This is a genomic window from Planococcus sp. NCCP-2050 (assembly GCF_023708025.1).
In the GTDB taxonomy this organism is placed as follows: Bacteria; Bacillota; Bacilli; order Bacillales_A; family Planococcaceae; genus Planococcus.
The window spans coordinates 119,569-141,610 of sequence record NZ_BRCX01000002.1 but is presented as its reverse complement, the minus strand read 5'-3'; the positions used below and the strand labels follow the sequence as shown (position 1 = coordinate 141,610).

The 22,042-nt window shown below is 45.6% G+C and carries 22 protein-coding genes; 19 read left to right on the top strand and 3 right to left on the bottom strand.

The features are described 5' to 3' along the window. Positions 1 to 171 precede the first annotated feature (171 nt). The 6 genes from NFU07_RS09985 to NFU07_RS17750 all read left to right on the top strand — a co-directional run bounded on the left by NFU07_RS09985 (position 172) and on the right by NFU07_RS17750 (position 6,675). A complete protein-coding gene (locus NFU07_RS09985; protein ID WP_251477572.1) occupies positions 172 to 1,095 on the top strand; it encodes a VanZ family protein in 924 nt (307 codons plus the stop codon). Between the two features lie 155 nt (positions 1,096 to 1,250). Next, on the top strand, positions 1,251 to 1,703 hold the full coding sequence (locus NFU07_RS09980) for a hypothetical protein (protein ID WP_251477569.1): 453 nt from the start codon (positions 1,251 to 1,253) through the stop codon (positions 1,701 to 1,703). Then, positions 1,703 to 2,155: a GNAT family N-acetyltransferase gene (locus NFU07_RS09975; protein ID WP_251477566.1), complete on the top strand. Its 453-nt coding sequence runs from the start codon at positions 1,703 to 1,705 to the stop codon at positions 2,153 to 2,155. Before NFU07_RS09980 ends, NFU07_RS09975 begins: the two co-directional genes overlap by 1 nt. A 113-nt stretch (positions 2,156 to 2,268) precedes the next feature. Further along, the gene (locus NFU07_RS09970; protein WP_251477563.1) at positions 2,269 to 3,300 is read left to right on the top strand and encodes an ATP synthase beta subunit C-terminal domain-containing protein; all 1,032 of its coding nucleotides are present in this window, start codon (positions 2,269 to 2,271) and stop codon (positions 3,298 to 3,300) included. A 318-nt stretch (positions 3,301 to 3,618) separates the two neighbouring features. Beyond that, entirely contained in the window at positions 3,619 to 4,890 is a 1,272-nt protein-coding gene (sstT, locus tag NFU07_RS09965) for a serine/threonine transporter SstT (protein WP_251477560.1), read from the top strand. Positions 4,891 to 5,037: 147 nt separating this feature from the next. Continuing rightward, the gene (locus NFU07_RS17750) at positions 5,038 to 6,675 is read left to right on the top strand and encodes a serine hydrolase (protein WP_309296772.1); all 1,638 of its coding nucleotides are present in this window, start codon (positions 5,038 to 5,040) and stop codon (positions 6,673 to 6,675) included. Between the two features lie 448 nt (positions 6,676 to 7,123). Here NFU07_RS17750 and NFU07_RS09950 read toward each other — a convergent pair whose 3' ends face one another. Then, positions 7,124 to 7,324, bottom strand: coding sequence for a cold-shock protein (locus NFU07_RS09950; RefSeq protein ID WP_006830093.1), 201 nt, complete (start codon positions 7,322 to 7,324; stop codon positions 7,124 to 7,126). Positions 7,325 to 7,551: 227 nt separating this feature from the next. Between NFU07_RS09950 and NFU07_RS09945 the strand changes: the two genes are divergently transcribed. The 10 genes from NFU07_RS09945 to NFU07_RS09900 all read left to right on the top strand — a co-directional run bounded on the left by NFU07_RS09945 (position 7,552) and on the right by NFU07_RS09900 (position 17,215). After that, the gene (locus NFU07_RS09945; protein WP_251477557.1) at positions 7,552 to 8,073 is read left to right on the top strand and encodes a P-loop NTPase family protein; all 522 of its coding nucleotides are present in this window, start codon (positions 7,552 to 7,554) and stop codon (positions 8,071 to 8,073) included. Between the two features lie 108 nt (positions 8,074 to 8,181). Then, entirely contained in the window at positions 8,182 to 8,898 is a 717-nt protein-coding gene (locus NFU07_RS09940; RefSeq protein ID WP_251477554.1) for a hypothetical protein, read from the top strand. Positions 8,899 to 8,992: 94 nt separating this feature from the next. Continuing rightward, positions 8,993 to 9,526, top strand: coding sequence for an NfeD family membrane protein (locus NFU07_RS09935; protein WP_235198091.1), 534 nt, complete (start codon positions 8,993 to 8,995; stop codon positions 9,524 to 9,526). 15 nt (positions 9,527 to 9,541) lie between these two features. Next, positions 9,542 to 11,071, top strand: coding sequence for a flotillin lipid rafts scaffold protein FloT (locus NFU07_RS09930; RefSeq protein WP_235198092.1), 1,530 nt, complete (start codon positions 9,542 to 9,544; stop codon positions 11,069 to 11,071). Between the two features lie 235 nt (positions 11,072 to 11,306). Next, on the top strand, positions 11,307 to 12,797 hold the full coding sequence (locus NFU07_RS09925) for a UDP-N-acetylmuramoyl-L-alanyl-D-glutamate--2,6-diaminopimelate ligase (RefSeq protein ID WP_251477550.1): 1,491 nt from the start codon (positions 11,307 to 11,309) through the stop codon (positions 12,795 to 12,797). Between the two features lie 393 nt (positions 12,798 to 13,190). Beyond that, positions 13,191 to 14,573, top strand: coding sequence for a class II fumarate hydratase (fumC, locus tag NFU07_RS09920; protein ID WP_251477547.1), 1,383 nt, complete (start codon positions 13,191 to 13,193; stop codon positions 14,571 to 14,573). 198 nt (positions 14,574 to 14,771) lie between these two features. Then, positions 14,772 to 15,434 carry a Dph6-related ATP pyrophosphatase gene (locus NFU07_RS09915; protein ID WP_251477544.1) on the top strand — a complete coding sequence of 221 codons (663 nt, stop codon included), beginning with the start codon at positions 14,772 to 14,774 and terminating at the stop codon, positions 15,432 to 15,434. A gap of 5 nt (positions 15,435 to 15,439) precedes the next feature. Beyond that, a complete protein-coding gene (locus tag NFU07_RS09910; RefSeq protein ID WP_251477542.1) occupies positions 15,440 to 16,438 on the top strand; it encodes a GNAT family N-acetyltransferase in 999 nt (332 codons plus the stop codon). An 18-nt stretch (positions 16,439 to 16,456) separates the two neighbouring features. Further along, positions 16,457 to 16,966: a glycine/sarcosine/betaine reductase selenoprotein B family protein gene (locus NFU07_RS09905; protein ID WP_251477539.1), complete on the top strand. Its 510-nt coding sequence runs from the start codon at positions 16,457 to 16,459 to the stop codon at positions 16,964 to 16,966. A gap of 66 nt (positions 16,967 to 17,032) precedes the next feature. After that, entirely contained in the window at positions 17,033 to 17,215 is a 183-nt protein-coding gene (locus NFU07_RS09900) for a hypothetical protein (RefSeq protein ID WP_251477537.1), read from the top strand. Between the two features lie 46 nt (positions 17,216 to 17,261). On the opposite strand, the gene NFU07_RS09895 is transcribed toward NFU07_RS09900, so the two are convergent. Then, positions 17,262 to 18,308: a bifunctional glycosyltransferase family 2/GtrA family protein gene (locus NFU07_RS09895; RefSeq protein ID WP_251477534.1), complete on the bottom strand. Its 1,047-nt coding sequence runs from the start codon at positions 18,306 to 18,308 to the stop codon at positions 17,262 to 17,264. Between the two features lie 231 nt (positions 18,309 to 18,539). Here NFU07_RS09895 and NFU07_RS09890 point away from each other — a divergent pair, with 231 nt between their 5' ends. Then, positions 18,540 to 19,238 (top strand): ABC transporter ATP-binding protein, encoded by a 699-nt coding sequence (locus NFU07_RS09890; RefSeq protein ID WP_251477533.1) that lies wholly within the window; start codon positions 18,540 to 18,542, stop codon positions 19,236 to 19,238. Beyond that, positions 19,228 to 20,505, top strand: a complete 1,278-nt coding sequence (locus tag NFU07_RS09885; RefSeq protein WP_251477530.1) for an ABC transporter permease — start codon at positions 19,228 to 19,230, stop codon at positions 20,503 to 20,505. The genes NFU07_RS09890 and NFU07_RS09885 overlap by 11 nt, the downstream gene beginning before the upstream one ends. Positions 20,506 to 20,634: 129 nt before the next feature. On the opposite strand, the gene NFU07_RS09880 is transcribed toward NFU07_RS09885, so the two are convergent. Further along, a complete protein-coding gene (locus NFU07_RS09880; RefSeq protein WP_251477527.1) occupies positions 20,635 to 21,189 on the bottom strand; it encodes a M15 family metallopeptidase in 555 nt (184 codons plus the stop codon). 102 nt (positions 21,190 to 21,291) lie between these two features. On the opposite strand from NFU07_RS09880, the gene NFU07_RS09875 reads away from it, so the two are divergent. Continuing rightward, a complete protein-coding gene (locus NFU07_RS09875) occupies positions 21,292 to 22,023 on the top strand; it encodes an NADPH-dependent oxidoreductase (protein WP_251477524.1) in 732 nt (243 codons plus the stop codon). The last annotated feature ends 19 nt before the right edge of the window (positions 22,024 to 22,042 follow it).

Below are 22,042 nucleotides of genomic sequence, written 5' to 3'. Positions count from 1 at the left end.
TGGCGAGATGCGGCGAAACGATAGAAACCAGACCGGTTTGCAATTTAAGAAATTCTTAAGGTTTTTCCTGCTTAATTCTTTAACATTGTCAGTTATTTTTATAGATAAAGAGAATATCAATCTAGTTCAGAGAAAATTTCGGGATGCTTGGTGCAGAAAGGCTGGAAACTTATGAGTACAAAACAACGTAAGATTATCTGGAGCATTTTGTTCATCTATTCAATCCTAATTGTCTATTTCATGTTCTTTGGCTTTGGAAGACCAACTGCAGCGGGAGGGGCTAACGAATACCAATTTAATCTCATACCCCATACACTCGCATTAAAATTTCCAAACATGTCGGATTTAAAATATTTCCACCTTTGGTTTTTTAACATAGGGAATTTGGCTGCTTTTATTCCATTTGGCATCTTGATCCCTTTGTTGCAGCGCTGGAAATTCCTTAAATTCATCTTCTTATTTTTCATTGGAATTCTTGCATTAGAGACGATACAAATGCTGACGTTTCTCGGCAGTTTTGATATAGACGATGCATTGGTGAATACCGTCGGTGCAACAATCGGTTTTTATGCGTACCGACTTGGATCTCACTATACGAATAGGGCGAAGAGAGCCAGTGTCACATGCATATCTATCATTATCTTGTCGATTGCAGTAATTGGTTTTTCAGAGTTGCTAAATAAAATGGTAACGCCAGTAGAAGGTCCAGAAATAGCTTTGAATGAGGTCGGAGAAATGCCTGGTGGACCCTATCAAAGTTTTAAGGTGGGCCCCGTAAAAGTCGAACCCACAAAAAACTTGTATAAGGGAAATGGTCAAGGTACAACAGAATTCTCCTATAAATTGGATGGAAAAGATATCGTGCTTTCTTTAAACTACGGAATCCCGGCCAATGCAAAAAGCGATAAGGGACAGATCCGCATTTCTGTTGATGGCAAAGAAGTAGATTCCTATTCCGTAGATAAAGGGATGAATTATCCGAATGCTTCTGAAACTGCCATGGAAAAAGTCAATGAACTTATTATCACGATTGAAGGCGAAGTGATGTTATGGGATGTGGCTTTTAAAGAAATAGGGTATTGGTGGAACTACTGATCGCAGTCAGCGGTCCTGCTGGAACCATTCACAGTCTACAGGAGATGAAAGTACAGTGGATTTCGGAGTTGGCGAATCGTTGAAGCAGTTGTGTCGGAATCCATTGTCCGTGTTATACTAAGGGCAGAGCGAACTTAAGAAACGGGGTAAGTCTATTGTTAACATTTGAACAGAAACTGGCGATTATTGAATCGTTCCCAGAATTGACGCGTAAAGACGTATCGATGAAGCGTGTGAATTTCCATTACGAAGAAAGCTTGTACGACAAGAAAATTGTGGTCTATCATTTGCATCCGAACGGCAACGGTTTTGTCTATGTCGGAAACTTGCCGCAGTATGAAGCGGATGATCGGGGCTTTGTTAACGTACGCGATTTCTCTGAAAAGGAACTTCGCAGCATCGTTGCAGATTCATTGGATTACTTATCCCTTGAGCCGGAACCGCCATATGATAAGACGTGGACCAACCGCGACAACGAAAAGCTGGATTTGGTTTACGAAGAGCCTTTCTGGAATATCTACACAGGCAAAAACCTGGAAGAAAGCTTCGGAACGTTTAGCGATGCCGAAGATTATTTGATCGACCAAGGTTTTAAAGAGCCGAAGTAATGGATATCCGCCTGCTTGCAAAAGGCGAAGCGCCGCCCATGGACTTGCTCCTTGAAGCCGATCCTTCAGAACTGCTAATCCGCCTTTATTTGGTTGAAGGGCATTGCTATGTGGCAGAATTGGACGGCCAAGTGGTTGGCGTCTACGTGCTTTTGCCACTGTCGGAATCAGCTGCCGAAATAAAAAATATTGCGGTGGCTGAAATGGAAAGAGGCAAAGGCTATGGCAAAAGAATGATTGAGCATGCACTGGATGAAGCCCGAAAAGCCGGGTTCCGGCATGTGGAAATCGGTACAGGAAATTCAAGTTTCGCTCAGTTAGCCTTGTATCAAAAATGCGGTTTTCGGATGAAGTCCATTGACCGAGATTTTTTCACCCGCTATTATCCAGAGCCAATTATTGAAAACGGCTTGGTGTGCCGGGACATGGTACGACTGGAATTCACCTTTTAAACCCTTCAAATCGAAGGGTTTTTCTTTTTGGCGTAAAATAAATTACGTTATAAAGAATTTTTATTGCTTTTTAACGTAATTTATTTTACGATATAAAGTAAGGAGGAGATGAAATGGAAGATATCCGATTGAATGTTCCGTTGCTTAGAAAAAGGGTGCCTAATTTAACAACTGCTGCAAAAGAAGTAGGCATTCGTCCAGCTACAGTATCGAATTTGTGTACAGGAAAAATCGATCTCGGGAAGGCGGAAGTGAAAACTTTGGTCGGCCTCGCAAAACTAGCAAATTGCACGGTAGATGAATTGATACTTCGAGGGGAGAAGATGAAGATGATTGAAACAGGAATCAAAGCTTTAGACTTTTTCGCACCCGTTGTGAAAAATGGATCGACGGGTATTATCGCACGTCCTGGAATGGGGCAATTGGTCATCGTTGCAGAACTTCTGCACCGCTATCAAGAGCAGAACCTTTCCACCGTTTTCTTAGTTCCGGCAGGATCTCCGGTAGAATTGGAAGGCATTACTGAACTGGCAAGCCATCTGACAGAAACGATCGAAGAGACAATAGCTAAGTTAAAAGAGGTCGGAAAAGAAGCGGTTCTTGTAACTGACAAAAGCCATGTGGATTCAGGCGCCCTTTTTGAAATACAGGAACAGCTGGGGCATGAATCCTTGACCACCTTGCTAGTCGATTTATCTGGTGAAGCGGTAGACGATGATTTTCCTTTTGGGCCGCTTGAGACAGTGTGGCAATTGGATGCAGATTTAGCTGCCCGCCATCAATATCCGGCATTAAGCCCGCTTCATTCCACTTCCTCTTTGCTTGAAGACGCTCAGCTGGATGAACGCCATTTCCAATTGCGCCAACGTACGCAGAAGGTGCTGCGCCGTTACCGCGAACTTCGATCGCTCGTACAAGTGCGGGGTCTCGATAAAATCAGTGAAGCAGATTTGGTGACGTATCGTAAGGGCGAGCTGCTTGAAGCATATTTCACCCAAGCCTTCTATACTGCGGAAGAATTCACCGGACAGAAAGGGCAGACGGTATCTCTTGAACAGACTTTGGCTGATGTCGAAAGCATCTTAAGCGGCCAGGCTGATCAACGGAGCATCGAAGAATTGCAATTTATCGGTTCCTTGTCTTAACGAAAAAAGAACGTCCTCGTTTGAGGGCGGTCTTTTTCTATGCAAATGATTTAGATGGAAAGGCAGGAAATCCCGAGGGCTGACATTTAGTCCCTGAATTATAGGCGGTTAAAATAACACAGCAGTCCATATGAATCAAATGAAGAAAATTAAATTTGATTTTATAAAAAATTTGTTTAATTCAGTCCTCCCTTTCTATAGAATAGGATTAGATTAACCATTTACCGATGTCCAAAGGGGATAGCTGCTGAAAGCAATGAACAGCAGGGCGCTGGATGTCGTGTAATGCTAGTTGAAAATCATCAAGGGGGAACGGGTATGAAATTATTGAAGATGTGGAATCGGATTAGTCTTGTGAAACAAATATTGATCGGTCTGGTTCTAGGGGTTTTACTTGCTGTTTTAATTCCAGAGATAGCCGAATCATTCACCATTCTCGGAACCTTATTTGTCGGCGCTTTAAAAGCAATCGCGCCGGTACTGGTACTGTTCTTGGTTATGGCATCAATTGCCCAGCATAAAAAAGGGCAGCAGACGAATATGAAAGCAATTGTTTTCCTTTATCTATTAGGTACATTTTTAGCAGGCTTAATCGCAGTTGTGGCTAGTTTTATCTTCCCGGTGAGCATTACGCTTACGCAGGGGGCAGAAGGGTTGGAACCGCCAGGCAATGCAATTGAAGTCATCAAGACTTTAGTGCTGAACGTGGTCGATAATCCCGCGAATGCCCTGATCAATGCAAATTATATCGGCATTTTGGCTTGGGCGATTGTTCTCGGATTGGCACTTCGAAATGCTGCTGATTCAACGAAAACTGCCATTACGAATTTCTCAGAGGCCATTGCGAAAATGGTCGGATGGGTTATTAAATTTGCTCCACTTGGAATCTTTGGTTTGGTAATTGAGTCGATTACAGCAAATGGGCTTTCTTCTTTATTAAGCTATGGAAAGCTATTAGCTCTATTGATCGGCTGTATGCTTGTGGTGGCGCTTGTCGTCAATCCAATCATCGTCTTCATCAATATCCGCCAAAATCCGTATCCGCTTGTATTCAAGTGTTTAAGAGAAAGCGGCATTACTGCATTCTTCACACGGAGTTCGGCAGCGAATATTCCAGTCAACATGACTTTATGCGAAAAGTTAGGTCTGGATAAAGAAACGTATTCGGTATCGATTCCGTTAGGCGCGACTGTCAATATGGCAGGTGCTGCCGTAACAATCTCAGTTTTGACGCTGGCTGCTGTAAACACGCTTGGCATTCAAGTGGATCTTCCGACAGCCGTCATCTTGAGTGTGCTGGCAGCTGTATGTGCATGCGGGGCTTCAGGCGTCGCGGGCGGTTCGCTCCTATTGATTCCATTGGCATGCAGCTTGTTCGGAGTTCCGGCTGATGTAGCGATGCAAGTAGTAGGTGTCGGCTTTATCATCGGCGTCTTGCAAGACTCATTTGAAACATCGCTTAATTCGTCGACAGATGTTCTTTTCACAGCGACTGCTGAATACAAGAAACGTTTGCAGGAAGGCGAAAAAGTGAACTTTAAAGAAGTATTTGAACTCAGCAAAGTTTCCAACGACTTAGCGAAAAACTAATCATCGAATGCGGTAGAAATTCTATCGAGTAAGGCTGTTCGTTTCCTTGTGGACTCAAGGGAAAGGAACAGCCTTTTTCGTTGTCTGATAATTTTATAGAGGAAAAAAAGGAACAAGTTCGGTATGCTTAAAGGAAGAGGTGATTTCATGTTCAAAAAAGTCGTTTTATATACAAATCGATTAGAAGAGATGAAAGGTTTCTATGAGTATCAGATGGGTTTTCGGATTGTCGAAGAAGACGCCGCAAGTTTTACTTTGTCTATTGGAGATTCCCAACTGGTCTTTGCTGAAAGTGACCGCGCAGCCAGCTACCATTTCGCATTCAATATTCCGGGCAATCAGTTTTCGCTTGCTAAAAGCTGGGCCAGTTCGCGTGTAGACTTGAACCGTCAGGAAGGCATGGACGAAATCTATTACGCGAACTTTGATGCAGATGCTTTTTATTTTCAAGATCCGGCAGGCAATGTGGTGGAATTTATCGGCCGTCGGAACGTAGACCGGATGGGGAATTTCTCTATCGACTCGCTGCTGAATATTAGCGAAGTCAGCATCACGACCCCGCACGTAAAAGAAGTGGGAGAGCAGCTGGAAAGTCTGGAAATTCCGGTCCGCGGCAATAAAGGAATTGAGCCTTCCGCTTTAAACTTCCTGGGAAGCGGCGATGCCTTTATCCTCCTTGTTGCCCCTAAGCGGGTTTGGTATTTTTCAAAACAGAAGAGCGAAGTGCATCCGTTGTCGATTGAATTGCGGGACGGCCGCCAGATTGTCATTGATGAAGAAGGAAATTACCAGCAAGCCTCAACCGATAATCCTATTTCTGACGGAATGGAAGAAATGGATTTTTCGGGAGCTGTTCTATGGAAGAAAGAAAATCCGTGGATGGCTGCAAAAGGCTTTGCAGATCGGGCCAATGAACGGCCGAACGCAATTGATACCCGTTTCGGCATCGCTTCCGGCTGTAAGATCTTTACGGCGGTGGCTATCTGTCAATTGGCCGAAGAGGGAAAGCTCACGTTTGAAGACCGGCTTTCGGCATTGCTGCCGGAAATTTTCCCGAATTTTGATGTCACCATCCATCAGTTGCTGACCCATACTTCAGGGATTCCTGATTATTTCGATGAAGAGACGATGGATGATTTCGAAGAATTATGGATTCAGCATCCGATGTATTTGATGAAAACGGGAATGGATTTCGTGCCTTTATTCAAAGACGCGCCTATGATGTTCGAACCTGGAGCAAAGTTCCATTACAACAATGCTGGCTTCATCGCACTCGGGCTTGTGGTTGAGAACATTTCGGGTAAGGCATTTACTGATTATGTAGAAGAACAAATTTTTGCACGTGCAGGAATGAGTGCATCGGGGTATTTCCGGATGGATCAGCTTCCGGCACAGACCGCTTTCGGTTATATCGAGGAAGGAAGCTCGTGGCGAACGAACCAATACGCTTTGCCTATTAAAGGCGGGGCAGATGGCGGGGCTTATGTGACTGCTGAAGATATGGCATCCTTCTGGGATCAGCTGATGGGGGCGGGTTTGTTATCGAGGGGAATGACTGAACGGATGCTGACGCCGCATGCCGGAGATGAAGACGGGGAATACGGCTATGGCGTTTGGATTGACCGGCACGACAGCGAAGTGAAGAAGTTCCATGTGATGGGCTACGACCCAGGGGTGAGTTTCCATTCGGCTTATTATCCGGAAGACGGCAGCACCTTAACCGTACTATCCAATAAGAGCACAGGCGCCTATGCTGTTGTAAAATTAATTGAAGGTGTACGATAAAGAAAATAGGATCGCTCATAAGCGATAGCGAATCATCCAAAGAATAAAGGAGTGAAGAGCATGGATGGAAAGAAATTGGCCATATATGTCATCATCGGCACCATTCTGGCATGCGCGTTGATATTCTTTGGATTCCAGTTGTACTTTAACTTGAATCCAACACAATAAAAAGAAGGCGGGAAATTTTTTCCGCCTTCTTTTCTATTTTGGATGAAAGTGGAGAGAAACGGCTGGATTTAGCTGTGTTGAGAAGAGAGGAGTTCGATGTATGGGGATAGGGTCGTTCGTGGTCGTTCGTGGTAGTTTGTGCACGTTCAGGAGAGAATATGCGCGTTCAAAACGATTTGTGCGCGTTCAAAAGAAAATGCGCGCGTTCGCCAAAGGGACAGTGCAAAATCCATAAAAAAACGGACCCTCCAAAAGGAGAGTCCGTAATAAGAGCTTAAAATTAAGCTTTTTGTACGTTAGTAGCTTGAAGACCGCGTTGGCCTTGCTCGATGTCGAAAGTAACTTCTTGACCTTCGTCTAAAGATTTGAATCCTTCGCTTTGGATAGCTGAGAAGTGTACGAATACGTCGTCTCCGCCTTCGCGCTCGATGAAGCCGAATCCTTTTTCTGAGTTAAACCATTTTACTTTACCTTGTTCCATGTGTGTTTCCTCCTCGTATGCGAATGCATACATTGTATTACTATCCTTGCTCAAATCTTGCAGATGAACATCTGACACTTTATAAAAAGTTATCCGAACAAAAATAATTCTTCCTTAGAATAACATGGGGTTACAGATATTGCAAGTACTTAGCTGAAATTAGCTCATCTATTTTTTTGAATTGATTTTCTATATACTAAAAAGACTGTGTAAAAGGGGGATGGACAATGAAGAAAATCATGGTTGTCGGAGTGTCGGCGGGAGCAGGCAAATCGACGTTTGCTGCAGAGTTAGGGGAGAAATTGGATTTGCCGGTCCATCATTTGGATTCGTATTATTGGAAAGCGGGATGGGTTGAATCCGAGTTGGCGGAATTTCGGGCAGCACAGGAAGAAATCGTCAAAGGCGATGCGTGGATCATTGAGGGAAATTACAGCAATAGTTTTGATATCCGTATAGCGAAAGCGGATACCTTCATTTATCTGGAGCTTCCGCTTTGGGTTTGCCTTTATCGGGTGTTAAAAAGATGGATGACCCATATTGGAAAGAACCGGCCAGATATGGCTGATGGCTGTACAGAAAAAATGGATTTAGCGTTTCTGAAATTTATCGTTACAACATATGCTGAGCGTAAAAACAAAATGAATAAACGGATGCAGCAATTTTCAGAAGCAGATCCTGGCAATCAATCCATTTACTTAGCGAATAAAAAACAGATTTCCGGATTCTTGAAGACCATTTATAAATAATATACTAATTTTCTGATAAAAATTAAGAGTTTCTATCAAAAGGGCAACACGGGTGACTTTGGAAATGGTATTCTAAAATTAACATATCAAGACAGTGGGGGAATGGCTATGAAATTTTTATATGAAGGCACCATCAACAATCAAGTGCTTCGTAAAAAGCAGCCTTTCTATATGAAACGATTATACTTAGAAGATTTGCCTGCCATAGAGAAAGTGCAGGAACTGGTCATCAAATCGCTTCCGGAAAAAGCTGTGCTCCAGCCATTAACGACTGAGGAATTTCTCTTCATCTTAAATGAACGCGGATTATTGATCGGTGCTTATGTAGACGATCAATTAATTGGGTTTCGGGCATTGCTGATCCCGGAAATTGATGAAGAGCATCTTGGACTGGACATTGGTTTGCCGGAAGCGGAATTGCCGCATGTCATTTATCAGGAAATATCGGCCGTTCTGCCGGAATACCGCGGCAATCGTCTGCAGCAAAAACTGGCTGAAGTCATCATGAAAGAATTGCCGAATTTAAAGGAACAGTTCCGATATGTATGCTGTACGGTAGCGCCGATGAATATTCCGAGCTTAAAAGACAAATTCACACAGGATATGCATATTGCCGCATTAAAAGAAAAATACGGAGGCATGCGCCGCTACATTTTAGTGAAAGACTTAAAAAATCCGGCTCCTCATTTTACTGGCCATACCAGTGCGAAAATTGATGACTTGCCGAAACAGCAGCAATTGCTTTCTGACGGTTATCTCGGAATTGGTTTTCGGCTCGTGAATGGCTTCCATGAAATTGAATTTGCTAAACCTGACCTTTATTAAAAGGCCGGGTTTTATTTTTTTGTTCAAGAATTCTGAAACTTTCGAAGGGCTTATCCGTAAATAGGATAGAATGTATAAGATGGGAGGTTCTGGAATGGAATTGTTTGGATTGCCGATGGAACAAGTCTATATGTATACACTTATTCTTGCCGGCGCGCTTACGGTCTTATATGTATTTTTTGGTGATATTGCAGAAGCGGGTGAAGGCATTCCGTTCTTCAATCCAGCGGTCATTCTAGCATTTTTCACCTTAGTTGCAGCAATGGGCTTTGTACTAGAAGCAACAACAGGACTCAGCAGTATGGCGGTTCTCGGCATTTCGGCATTAGGTGCAGCTGTTCTTGATCTCTTGCTTTATTTCTTTGTTCTCTTGCCGATGTCGTCGGCAGAAGCTTCTCTTGCTTATACGGAAGATGCGCTCCTCGGGCAAGTCGGGAAAGTGATCATCCCGATACCGATAGACGGCTACGGAGAAGTGGTCATTGAAACTTACAGCGGCATGATCTCTAAAAGAGCGGCTGGCTACGACAATGAAGCGATTGACCAGGAGCGGCAAGTGCTGATCATTGAAGTGCGCGATGGAACCTTGTATGTACGGGATTATGAACCCATTACATTCAACAAATAAAAAGGGGGAATTGATATGGAAATGACATGGATTGCAATTGGTACAGCGGCTTTTATTGTGCTCGCGATTGTCGGAGTTTACATCACGAAATACAAAACGGTCGGGCCGGACGAGGCGCTGATTGTCACAGGAAGTTATTTAGGGTCGAAAAATGTGCATACAGATGACTCGGGCAACCGGATCAAAATCATTCGCGGCGGCGGAACGTTCTTGCTTCCTGTATTCCAGCAGGCAGCGCCGCTAAGTCTTTTATCCAGCAAGCTTGAAGTGACCACGCCGGAAGTTTATACGGAACAAGGTGTACCGGTAATGGCAGATGGAACAGCCATCATCAAAATCGGCGGATCGATTTCAGAAATCGCGACAGCCGCTGAGCAATTTTTAGGAAAGTCAAAAGAAGACCGGGAAAATGAAGCGAAAGAAGTGCTGGAAGGCCATCTTCGTTCAATCTTAGGCTCTATGACAGTGGAAGAAATCTATAAGAACCGTGATAAGTTTTCACAGGAAGTGCAGCGTGTTGCATCTCATGATTTAGCGAAAATGGGATTGATCATCGTCTCTTTCACAATTAAAGATGTACGCGATAAAAACGGCTACCTGGATTCCTTAGGGAAAGCGAGAATCGCTCAAGTGAAACGGGATGCTGATATTGCAACGGCCGAGTCTGAAATGGAGACGCGCATTAAACGCGCCGAAGCCGGCAAAGATGCACAGCGTGCAGAAATCCAGCGCGCGACTGAAATTGCCGAAGCGGAAAAAGAGAATTTGCTGAAAGTGGCCGAGTACAAACGCGAGCAGGATAGCGCGAAAGCACGCGCCGACCAAGCATATGAACTCGAAACTGCCCGTTCAAAACAGGAAGTTGTCGAACAGGAAATGCAAATCCGCATCATCGAGCGCCAGAAGCAGATCGAACTGGAAGAAAAAGAAATCCAGCGCCGGGAGCGCCAATACGATTCAGAAGTGAAGAAAAAGGCCGATGCCGACCGCTACTCGGTTGAGCAAGCTGCCGAAGCGGAAAAGTCGAAGCAATTGGCTGATGCCGATGCCCAGAAATACCGCGTGGAAGCGATGGCGAAAGCCGACGCAGAAAAAATCCGTTTGGATGGTTTGGCGAAAGCCGACTCCCAGCGTGCACAAGGTGAATCGGAAGCCGATGTTATCCGATTGAAAGGTCTTGCAGAAGCGGAAGCCAAACGCAAAATTGCGGAAGCCTTCGAAATGTACGGCCAAGCGGCAACACTTGATATGATCGTCAACATGCTTCCTGAATACGCGAAGCAAATTGCTAGCCCGCTCAGCAATATCGATAAGATCACAGTCGTGGATACTGGCGGCGGTGAAGGCGGAGGAGCGAACAAAATCACCTCTTATGCGACGAACCTGATGTCGTCGCTGCAGGAAACCTTAAAAGAGTCATCCGGAATCGATGTGCGCGAGATGCTGGAGAATTTATCCGGTAAAAATGACTATAGCCAGACAATCGAACAATTGCGTTATGAACTGACAGAGAAAGAAAAAGAAGCGATTGAAACTGAAATTTAATCTTTTAATTCCGCCTGAAAAGCAGAAATGCGCTTCAGGCGGTTTTTTTATATTGAAATTAGGGTAATAAAAGATAGGCAGAAGGTATGAAATATTAAATTTATAGAAGACTTGATTTTGCAAGATTTTGAGTTTATAAGTAAAATATGGAGTGAATATCATAAGCCCAACGAATTATAGAATGTGCGGCGTGAAAACTGCCGACACGAAAAAATAGATGTTTAAGGGGTGTCCAATGGATATTCGATTCAATCGCATTCCGCGTCTTTCGATTACTGGCCTTTATGGACCGGAGACACAGGAAATCAATGCTCTAGCTTACAACTCGGCAGATGTAGAAAAAGGGACTGCCTTTTTTTGTATTGCCGGGGAAAATACGGACGGCCATTTATACATTCAGGAAGCTATTGACAAAGGGGCTTCTGCCATTATCGGCACAGCTGCTCAAGTTCTAAAAAGTTTTGCCGATAAACATGATGAGTTGACGTTTCTTATTGTCGAAGATTCTAAGGCGGCGCTCGCCTGGACATCTATTCATTTTTTTGGAAATGCACAAGATCGTTTAATTAAGGTTGGCGTAACGGGAACGAATGGCAAAACCACGACATCCACGTATGTCTATAACCTTTTCAACCTCCTTGGCATCCCCTCCGGCTTTTTAGGGACGACAGGCATTTGGAATTCTAAAGGGAAGATGGCGGTTAAGAAAAGCACGCCGACTACCCCGATGTCATCGGACATCCACCAAATTTTTTCACAGCTGGCTCTGCTTGGAGATCGAGCAGCTGCAATGGAAGTGTCTTCCATTGCACTTGATCAGAAAAGGGTGGAGGGCATCGTTTTTGATGTAGCAATCCATACGAATATCTCAGAAGAACATTTGGAATACCATCATACATTTGAACATTATTTAAAATCAAAACTACTATTATTTAAACAAGCTAAAGCGGCCATCATCAATATCGATGATGCAGGCATGTCTAAAGAGATTCTGGCGGCCGTCGATTATCCGGCTTTAACGTATAGCCAGCATCGCGATTCGGGAGCAGATCTCGTTTGGGACAATATTCGGGTGATGCAAAACGGCATGAATTTCGATTTGCATTATCAAGGCCAAAGTTATTTAGTGGAAGTTCCGCTGTACGGCGAATACAATGCCGGGAATTTAACAGCTGCGATCGGCGCGGCATTATTAGCGGGAGCTGATATGGAAAGAATCATTAAAGTCTTGCCGAATATGTCGCAAGTGGAAGGGCGCTTTCAAGTAATTGAAGGCCCCGAATCCCGGAAAATCATTTTGGACTATGCGCATACACCGGTAGCGCTGGATTTTGTGCTTCGTGAAGTGAACAAGCTTCAGCATAACCGATTGATCGCTTTAATAGCGGGCATTGGCATCCGCGATTTTGCCAAGATGCCAAAGATGGCGAAAGCGGCTGAAGGAAAAGCCGATGTCCTCGTAGTTACTGTCGACCATCCGGGCTTCAATGATCCAACCGATGTGATCAATGAAGTATTAAAAGGCTTTACGGTTCCTTATCAGCAAGAAGTGGTCACGGCCACTTCCAGGCATGATGCTGTGATTGCCGCGCTGAAAGAAAGCGGACCGAACGATATCGTCCTCTTATCGAGCGGCTGCATCAACGGGGCGCAAATCGTTAAAGGTGAGCACATTCCCCATTCAGATGAAGAAATCATTGAAGGGTTTTTTCTAAAGCAAAGCTAAAGGGGACTTTAGTAAATATAAGTATTTATTGCGTGGAGTGTCTATGGCTAATCGAAGCTATAAGGTGCTCGCGCTTTTCTTATGATCTGATCTTGGGCGCTTCCGCTTTTCTTATTGTCCAGACGCCAGCGCCCAGTCTCTCGGGGTCTTAAGTCAGCCCACTACGGAAATCGGGGAAGGGCAAAGATGTGCTCCTGTATCACTTCGCTAGCTTCGTCGCAAAGACTTGGCCTCACTGCCGTCGGCCAATGTCTTTCCTGCGTGTTCTGTCTTAAGCCTGTCGAGACTACACGGGCGCTTGCGCTTTTCTTGCATAAAAGGTCGCTTTTTTTGATTGGTTTGTGTTTAATAGAAGAGAAGGTAACATATAGAAAATGAATTGGAGTGAATGGAATGCAATATCGTACAGAGAAAGACACGATTGGTGAAATTCAGGTAGAAGCTGACAAAATGTGGGGAGCTCAAACTCAACGCAGCGTGCAGAACTTTGCAATCGGCACTGAGCGTATGCCGCATGAAGTTGTTATGGCATTTGCTCAATTGAAAAAAGCGACAGCGAAAGCGAACCATAAACTCGGAAAATTATCCGAAGCAAAAATGAAAGCGATTGTAGCAGCTGCTGATGAAGTGATCGCAGGCAAATGGAATGACCATTTCCCATTGGTCGTTTGGCAAACAGGAAGCGGTACACAATCCAATATGAACATGAACGAAGTATTGGCCCGCCGCGGCAATGAAATCTTGGCTGAGCAATCTTCGGAAGAGAAATTGCATCCGAACGACGATGTTAACATGTCCCAAAGTTCAAACGATACCTACCCGACAGCGATGCACGTTGCAGGCGTTATGGCGGTTACTGAAAAATTGCTGCCAGCAATCCAGCAATTGAAAGCGACATTGGACGAGAAATCGAAAAAATTCGATGACATCATCAAAATTGGACGTACGCATTTGCAAGACGCGACGCCTCTTACACTTGGCCAGGAAATCAGCGGCTGGAAGCATATGCTTGAGAAAAGTGAGCGCATGATCCGTGCAAGCGTTGAAGAAATGCGCGAACTTGCGATTGGCGGAACAGCTGTCGGAACAGGTATCAATGCTGACGCGACATTCGGTCCATCGGTTGCAGAATTTATTACGGAAGCGGTAGGCACTGCCTTCACTTCAGCTGAAAACAAATTCCATGCACTGACAAGCCACGACGAAATGGTTTATACGCACGGCGCGATTAAAGCGTTGGCAGCGGATGCAATGAAAATTGCTAACGATGTCCGTTGGTTGGCAAGCGGTCCACGCAGCGGCATCGGAGAAATCACGATTCCTGCAAACGAGCCGGGCAGTTCGATCATGCCAGGCAAGGTCAACCCGACGCAAAGCGAAGCGTTGACAATGGTTGCGGTTCAAGTCATGGGGAACGATGCAGCGATCGGATTTGCAGCGAGCCAAGGGAATTTTGAATTGAACGTCTTCAAACCGGTTATCGCTTACAACTTCCTGCAATCTGTGCGCTTATTGACAGATAGCTTGATCAGTTTCGACGAACACTGTGCAGTGGGCATCGAAGCGAACTTGGATGTCATCGGCAACCACGTGAAAAACTCATTGATGCTTGTTACCGCATTGAACCCGCATATCGGCTACGAAAAAGCGGCAGCTATTGCAAAACAAGCACACGCTGACGGTTCAACATTGAAAGAGTCTGCTGTGAAGAGCGGCCATTTAACGGCTGACCAGTTTGACGAATGGGTTAAACCAGAAAACATGGTAGGAAAATAAAATCATTGGCGGCCAGGAAATTTCTGGCCGCCTTTTTATTGCAAATGTGTGGATGAAAACTTATACGAGCGACTATGCAACGGATTTGAGCGACTTCCAAAGAAATACGAGCAAGTCGCCAAAAGCGTAGAGTTCCAAAAGGATTTAATCCCACGATGTCGAAATTACTACAATAGAAAACAGATAAAGAGGTGCAGCATGCAGAAGACGTTTGTCATGTCATGGAGCGGCGGGAAAGATTCGGCGCTTGCGTATTACCGGGCCGTTATGGAGGGGCATGTGCCCATCGCATTATTCACGATGTTCGAAGAAGACGGAACGAAATCGCGTTCGCATGGATTGCCGCTCGAGGTAATGGAAGCGCAGGCGGAGCGGATGGGATTGCCGCTCGTCATCGGAAAGGCAGATTGGTCCGGCTACGAACAAGAGTTTATCGCACATTTAAAGACGTTCAACGAGCAAGGAATCCAGATGGGGGTCTATGGGGACATCGATTTGGAGGACCACCGCGCTTGGGTCCAGAAAGTCAGCACGAAGGCAACGATGGAAGTGCATCACCCGCTATGGCAGGAAGCACGGAAGGAATTGCTTAAAGAATTAATAGAAGAGGGCTTTAAAGCCGTCATCACGGTAGTGGATACGACACGGTTAGATCCGAAGTTTTTAGGGCGGGAGTTTACACTTGATTTAATCGAAGAACTGGAGGCAGCCGGAGTGGATGCTTGCGGGGAAGAAGGCGAGTTTCATACAGTGATTGCTGACGGCCCGATTTTTGTCGAGCCGGTGCCGCTTATTTTCGGAGATTCATTTGAAGCAGGGAATTATCGTATGCTGGAGGTCAAACTTCAATCCGGGGAGTGATTTCATTGATTCAGTTTATGGGTATCGAAGATCGCCATATTCGCCAGATGGCTGTGCTTTTGGCAAAGCGCCAGGAACGCGAACGAAAGCGGTTTTCTTTTTTAAAAGCCATATTTGAAGAGATTGACGAAACGGAAGTCATATTGCGCAAGCTATTGGACCGCCCTTACATCAGCGGAATCGTCGCAGTGAGGGGAATTGATGTAATCGGCTACCTTCTCTATGAATTCAAGGAAAGTGCCGAACGCGGGAGGCATGTGTTCATCGATTATGCTTCTCTGGCTATCAGCGAAAATGAACATCCTCGGCTTTTGCGGCTATTGTATGCAGATGCTGGAGCGGAATGGGTCAAACATGGCTATTTTCATCATGTCCTAATGGCGCCGCTTGGACACCCCCTTCTTATTGAAGAAATGCTGGATCAGTCTTTCCGCTATGAACAAAAATATGCGGTGCTGCCGCTAAAGGATTTCACGCCATCAGAAAATGAATCGGAGCCCGGGTTGGAGTTTCGAAAAGGCACACCGGCTGATGGCCCGCTTCTCAGGAAAATGGCTGCTTGGAACAGCATCCATCAGGCAGCGGCCCCTTCCTGGAATCCGATAACAAAAGAACTTCTGGATGAGATTAAGCAAAGTTACAGCGAGGTCGCGAACGATGAAGAGGCGCTGTTTTGGCTAGCTGAACAAAGCGGACGTATTGCAGGCTTCCATATTTATTACCGAAAAGAAGATCCGCAGAATTTAGCCGTTCCATCCAATTGCGCGGAACTTCCAGCAGCCTCAACGAATCCGGAGATGCGCGGGAAAGGGTTTGGCCGAGCGCTTGCCAACCATTGTTTCATGGAAATAAAAAAGATGGGCTTTGATTACATTTACACGGATTGGCATACGCCCAATCATCTCTCGTCCTATTTTTGGCCGCGTATGGGCTTTGAACCGGTAATGGTGCGTATGTCACGGCAAATTGATCCGCGCATTGCCTGGGCGCATGGCCAAGAATAAAAAGTGGAGGCAGAAGATATGAAACGGAAAACAAAGGTCAAATCGAAACTTTCTGTCGCTTTTTCAACGAATTTTCCTAAAGCGTATAAAAAATTCACGCTTAAGCATGTCAATGAACGTCAAGGGATTCCGGAAACTGTGCTGGCTAAGCCTTTAAGAGAATGCAAGGTAGCATTAATCACAACCGCTGGCGTCCATTTGAAATCAGATCGCCCATTCGATGTTGACAATCCTGCCGGTGACCCCACATATCGCCTTATCCCGGCCGCAGCGCAAGAAGAGGAATTGACGGTCACGCATATTTACTATAATACGAAATTTGCTAAAACCGATCCGACGATTGTCTTTCCTTTGCCGCAGCTAAGAGCGCTTAAAGACAACGGCGACATCCGCTCTGTAGCGGACGTGAATGTCGGATTGAACGGCGGCATTCTTGAAACGAGCGCAGTGGAACAAGAAGCGATTCCAAAAGTCATGGCACTTTTCGAAAATGAACAAGTGGATATCGCTTTACTGGTTCCGGGCTGAGGTTCTTGCCATAACGTGCTTGGGCTGTATGCCCGGGCTTTAGAAGAAAGAGGAACCGCGACTGCCATGATTACGATTTTGCCCGAAGTAACCGATGCAGTCGGTGTTCCGAGAACAATGCATGTGCCCTTCAAATTAGGGCGGCCATGCGGAGAACCATTTGATTTTGAAACCCGGAAGAAAGTGGTCGATCAGCTTCTCGCATTAGCATTAAAACCAAGCGGCACTCGAATTGAATACCAGGAATAAAATCAATAAAAACTCCGTTTTCCCCAAAAAGGAAAACGGAGTTTTTTTACTCTTTCTTGAAAACCCAGGCACGCTGAACGACGAATCCGAAAATGAACAGCAGCGTGTCGACAAGCACTTTGAGGATGACTTCTCCTCGTCCAAGCCATTCGGCATATAGGAAATGGACGGATCCAGCAGAAACCAGCATGATAAACGCGGCCAGCAAGTAGTAGCGAATTAAGGACTTCCGAGAACCTTGGCCGAATACTTTGTGGCGGTTGACATAGTAATTGAAGAGGGATGATAAGACCCGTGCGGCAACCGTTGCAAAAATAATGAATAATTGCGGTGCTTCCGGCCGGAACAATTGGAGGAAAATCCAATACAATCCGATGTCGAGGCCGAATGACGCGGCACCCGAAAGGCCGTAAAACAGGAAAATCTTATAGATGTGAAAAGAATCGCGCAAAGGATGGAAATGCGAGGATTTATTCTCATCGATATAAACGGTTTCAATCGGCACTTCAGCTATTTGAATTCCCTTTGGCTTTAAAGCTGCGAGCATATTCATTTCGTACTCAAACCGTTCCCCGAGAACTGTCAGCAGCAGGCGCAGCTGGCTCACTGGAATTCCGCGAAGCCCCGTCTGGGTATCGGTGAGCGAAGTGCCCGTTGATAAACGGAACAGCAGCCGAGTGAAACGATTGCCGAAACGGCTCCGGAAAGGCACATCTTTGTGGGTGAAATCTCGAACACCCATTACGAAATGGTTTGGAGTGCTCGATAATTGCTCGGCAATTTTCAGCATGTCGGTCACCAAATGCTGGCCATCGGCATCGGCCGTAATCACCGCTTCATATGGAAGGTTTTGATTGAGTATGTAATGGAAGGCAGTCTTTAGTGCACGCCCTTTTCCTTGGTTCGCTGCATGCCGCAGCACAGTTACTTCCGGCAATGGCACCAAGGATTCAAAAAAAGTTGCGTACTCGGTACCGCTGCCATCATCGACTACAATAATCCGTTGAAATCCGGCTGCCAAGATTTCGTTTATCAGTTTTTCGCATTTATGATCCGGTTTATAAGCCGGAATAATGATAGCGAATTGTTTCACGAAATCCCTTCTTTCTTCTCTTTTGGAGCAAGAGTTATTTTATGTATTATCTTTCAGGTCTTCTTAAAGAATTGCATATCCTCACGGGCAAGTCAAAAACCTTATTAGCAAAATACCCTCCTTCTTTCCTATTTATCCCTCTTCTTAAGAAATTCTTCATAAAACTCCTTGGAAATCGTTAAGATTTGGTCTCTATACTTGAACTATCCAGTAAGAGAGGGGCATTAAGCCATGATTGAAATCCAAGACCTGCGCCATACGTTTGCGATTGGCAAAAAAGAACACGAACGGAAAGTTCCTGTATTAAAAGGCGTAACTTTAGACGTGCAAAAAGGGGAAATTGTTGCCATCCTCGGAAAGAGCGGTTCTGGGAAATCGACTTTATTGCATATTTTAGCCGGTTTTATGGCACCGGAATCAGGCTCGGTTTTAGTGAATAAAAAAGAGACTGCCAAGATGAAAGAAGAGGAGAAAGCGGATTTCCGTTTAGCCAATTTCGGGTTCATCTTTCAGAACTTCCAATTGATGCCGGGCCTCACCGCTTTCGAAAACGTGGAACTGCCTTTGAAGATCAAAGGAGAGACGGTGAAAAAGCGCCAGGCGAAAGTTCGCGCGTTGCTTGAAAAAGTAGGATTGCAGGAGGTAGCTGACCATTATCCGAATGAACTGTCAGGCGGCCAGCAGCAGCGCGTCAGCATCGCAAGAGCTCTCGTCACCGACCCGCCGATTCTGCTGGCAGATGAGCCGACCGGAAGTTTGGATTCGGAGACCGAACAGGATATTTTGATGTTGATTCAATCGCTGAACCAGTCGCTCGGGCTGACGTTTGTCATCATCACCCATGACGATGAAGTCGCAAATGTTGCGCATCGGCAATACCGTCTGCACGACGGGGAATTAGTGAAAGGAGAAAAGCGCCATGCAATTTAAAGATCAACTGGATTTTATTAAACAACATATGAAGCGCAATAAGCTCCGGGTAGCGACAACTATTTTGGCGGCGATGATGGGTTGTGCCTTCTTGATTATCCTCGCATCTGTCGGGTTCGGCATGCAGAAAACCGTGACGGATCAGGTGCTCGACAATCAGATTGTAACGGAAATCGAAGTAGCTGGAAGAGAAGATGGCGAGTCGATTACCGATAAAGAAGTGGAAGCGATGAACCAGCTTGCGCATGTAAAAGCAGTGACGGACCGGACTTCGCCAGTTGCTGAAACTGTCGCTCGATTAGGTGACCGAAGCGGGTTTGCAGCCACTTCTACCGTTAATATGGAGCAAGAACAAAAAGCGGGTTTGAAACTGGTGGAAGGCAAAATGCCTGCATCAGCTGACGAAGTGATTGTCGGCTATCATTTTGCGCAAAATTTGTTGACTGAAGAAGAGCAGAAAAAAATGGATGAAGGCGAGGAAGTCTCGGGCGGATTTGCCGGAAGCCTGATCGGACAGACGATCAAGTTGGAGATAACCCCTTATGAAGGAGAAAAAGAATCCGCTACGTGGGAATTTACGGTTTCAGGAATCAAGGAAGAACCGGGCAAGGATTGGATAACCGACAATACGCTGTTGATAGATGATTCGTGGGCTCCTGTGTTCCAGGAAGAGTTGGCGCTTGAAGAAGGGGGACGGCAAGTTCTTGTCTATGCAGACGACCTGCAAAACGTCTCTGATATTACGCAGGTTTTAAAAGACGGCGGCTACTATGTTTACTCGGTTACAGAAGAATTGGGTTCAATGAATATGTTCTTTACCGCTTTGAAAGCGGGATTGATTGTCGTTGGGACGGTTGCAGTCCTCATCGCTTCCATCGGTATTTTCAACACAATGACCATGGCAGTGACAGAACGGACCCGTGAAATCGGCGTCATGAAAGCGATCGGCGCCAAGCCGAAACTGATTCAGAAATTATTCCTGATGGAAAGTGCAGCGATCGGCATTATCGGAACAGTGCTCGCCATCTTGGTTTCTTACGGCGTCAGCATGCTCGCCAACTGGATTGTACCGAAAATCATCATGAGTTCTTTAGGAGAAGATGGGGAGGGAATGGGAGATGCCAGTATCCTGATTTCAGTTATCCCTTGGCAATTGGTTCTGATTTCTGCCGTCATCAGCATCGGTGTCGCCATGGTATCAGGATGGCGCCCGGCGCGCAAAGCCACTCAAATTGATGTCATTCAAGCGTTGCGCCAGGAATTGTAAGAAAAAGCGGATTGCGCAAATAAAGGCAGATATTCCGCAAACAACCACCGGGATTCCGCAAATAAAACAAGCGATTCCGCAAACAAACTCAGAAAAACAGCGTGGTTCCAAGTGAACCACGCTGTTTTTCTATTCCAGGACATCTTCCGGACGATAGCCTTGCTGCAACTCTTCGATCGACAAGCCGAATGTCATCTCCAAATGCGGATAATCCTTAAAACGCTGCCAGTCGCCGCCCCAAGCAAACCCTAACTCTTTGCCGATGGCTGCGACTTCGTACCAATCGCGTTCTCCGTTGCCGTTGTCATCTCGCTGAATATCCCAAACCACGTCGCCGTTTTCGAGACGCAGTGCAAAATCGATTGCAAGTCCATAATTATGGTAAGATTCGCCGCCGCGCGCATACGTGACGACATTGCCGGGAGCGCTGCGGCCTTGATTGTGTAAATTATTCTGTTCTTCAGCCGACCGGAATCCGTCTGTGATCAAGATTTCAATGCCGATGCTTTCGGCTTGCTGAATCAATTGCTCACTTTTTTCAGCTACAATCGGATGCAGTCCGGAAGGTGCCGGCCGCTTTGCCAATTCTTCCCGGAATGCCCATTCGTTCTGTAGCCAAACAAACAAAAAACCGCCGAGCACCAATAAAAAAAGAATCGAAACAATGGCTTTCGCTCGCTTCAAACTGCTCACCTCATCTTCTTTTATTGTAGCAAAAATCGTTGAAAGAGTATCATCTCAGATTATTTGATAGGATAAGAGAATAGAGTCAAAGGAGGAAGAAGAATGGTTATTGAATTGATGAAATCCCACGCTTCGGTGCGTGATTATAAAGAAAAGCAGCTGACAAGAGAAGAAGTCAGCGAGTTGATCCAGGCAGCACAGCATGCGGCCACTTCCCATTTTGTCCAAGCGTATTCTGTCGTCTGGGTGACGGATCCGGAAAAACGCAAGAAATTGGGTGAGCTCTCCCGCAATTCGAAACAGATGGAAGGCGCAGGCGCGGTTTTCCTCATGTGCGCAGATTACAATCGTTTGAAGCATGCGGGAGAAATCCAAGGCGAGAAGATCATTTTTGATCAAGCAGAAAATCTGTTGGTCGCTGTTACAGATGTGGGTTTGCTTGCCCAGAATTTAGCTTTGGCTGCTGAATCAAAAGGCTACGGCATCTGCTATATCGGAGGAGTCCGCAACAATATGGAAGCGATCAGCGAACTGGTCGGCTTGCCGGAAGGCGTGTTCCCGGTTTACGGGCTGACTGTAGGTGTGCCGAATGAAGGCAATGAAGTGAAACCAAGGTTGCCGGTCGAAGCCATTCTTCATGAGAACGAATATGACGAAGCGAAATATGAAACCTTGCTTCCTGAATATGATGCGACGATTCAGGAATATTATGAGCGCCGCAGCACTAATCAGAAGTCAGAGACGTGGACGCAGCAAATGGCGAATTTCCTGAAGCGCCCGCATCGCCAAGATTTGAAAGACATATTGGCTAAAAAAGGTTACTTATTCAAATAAATCATGAACAGCTCTTTAG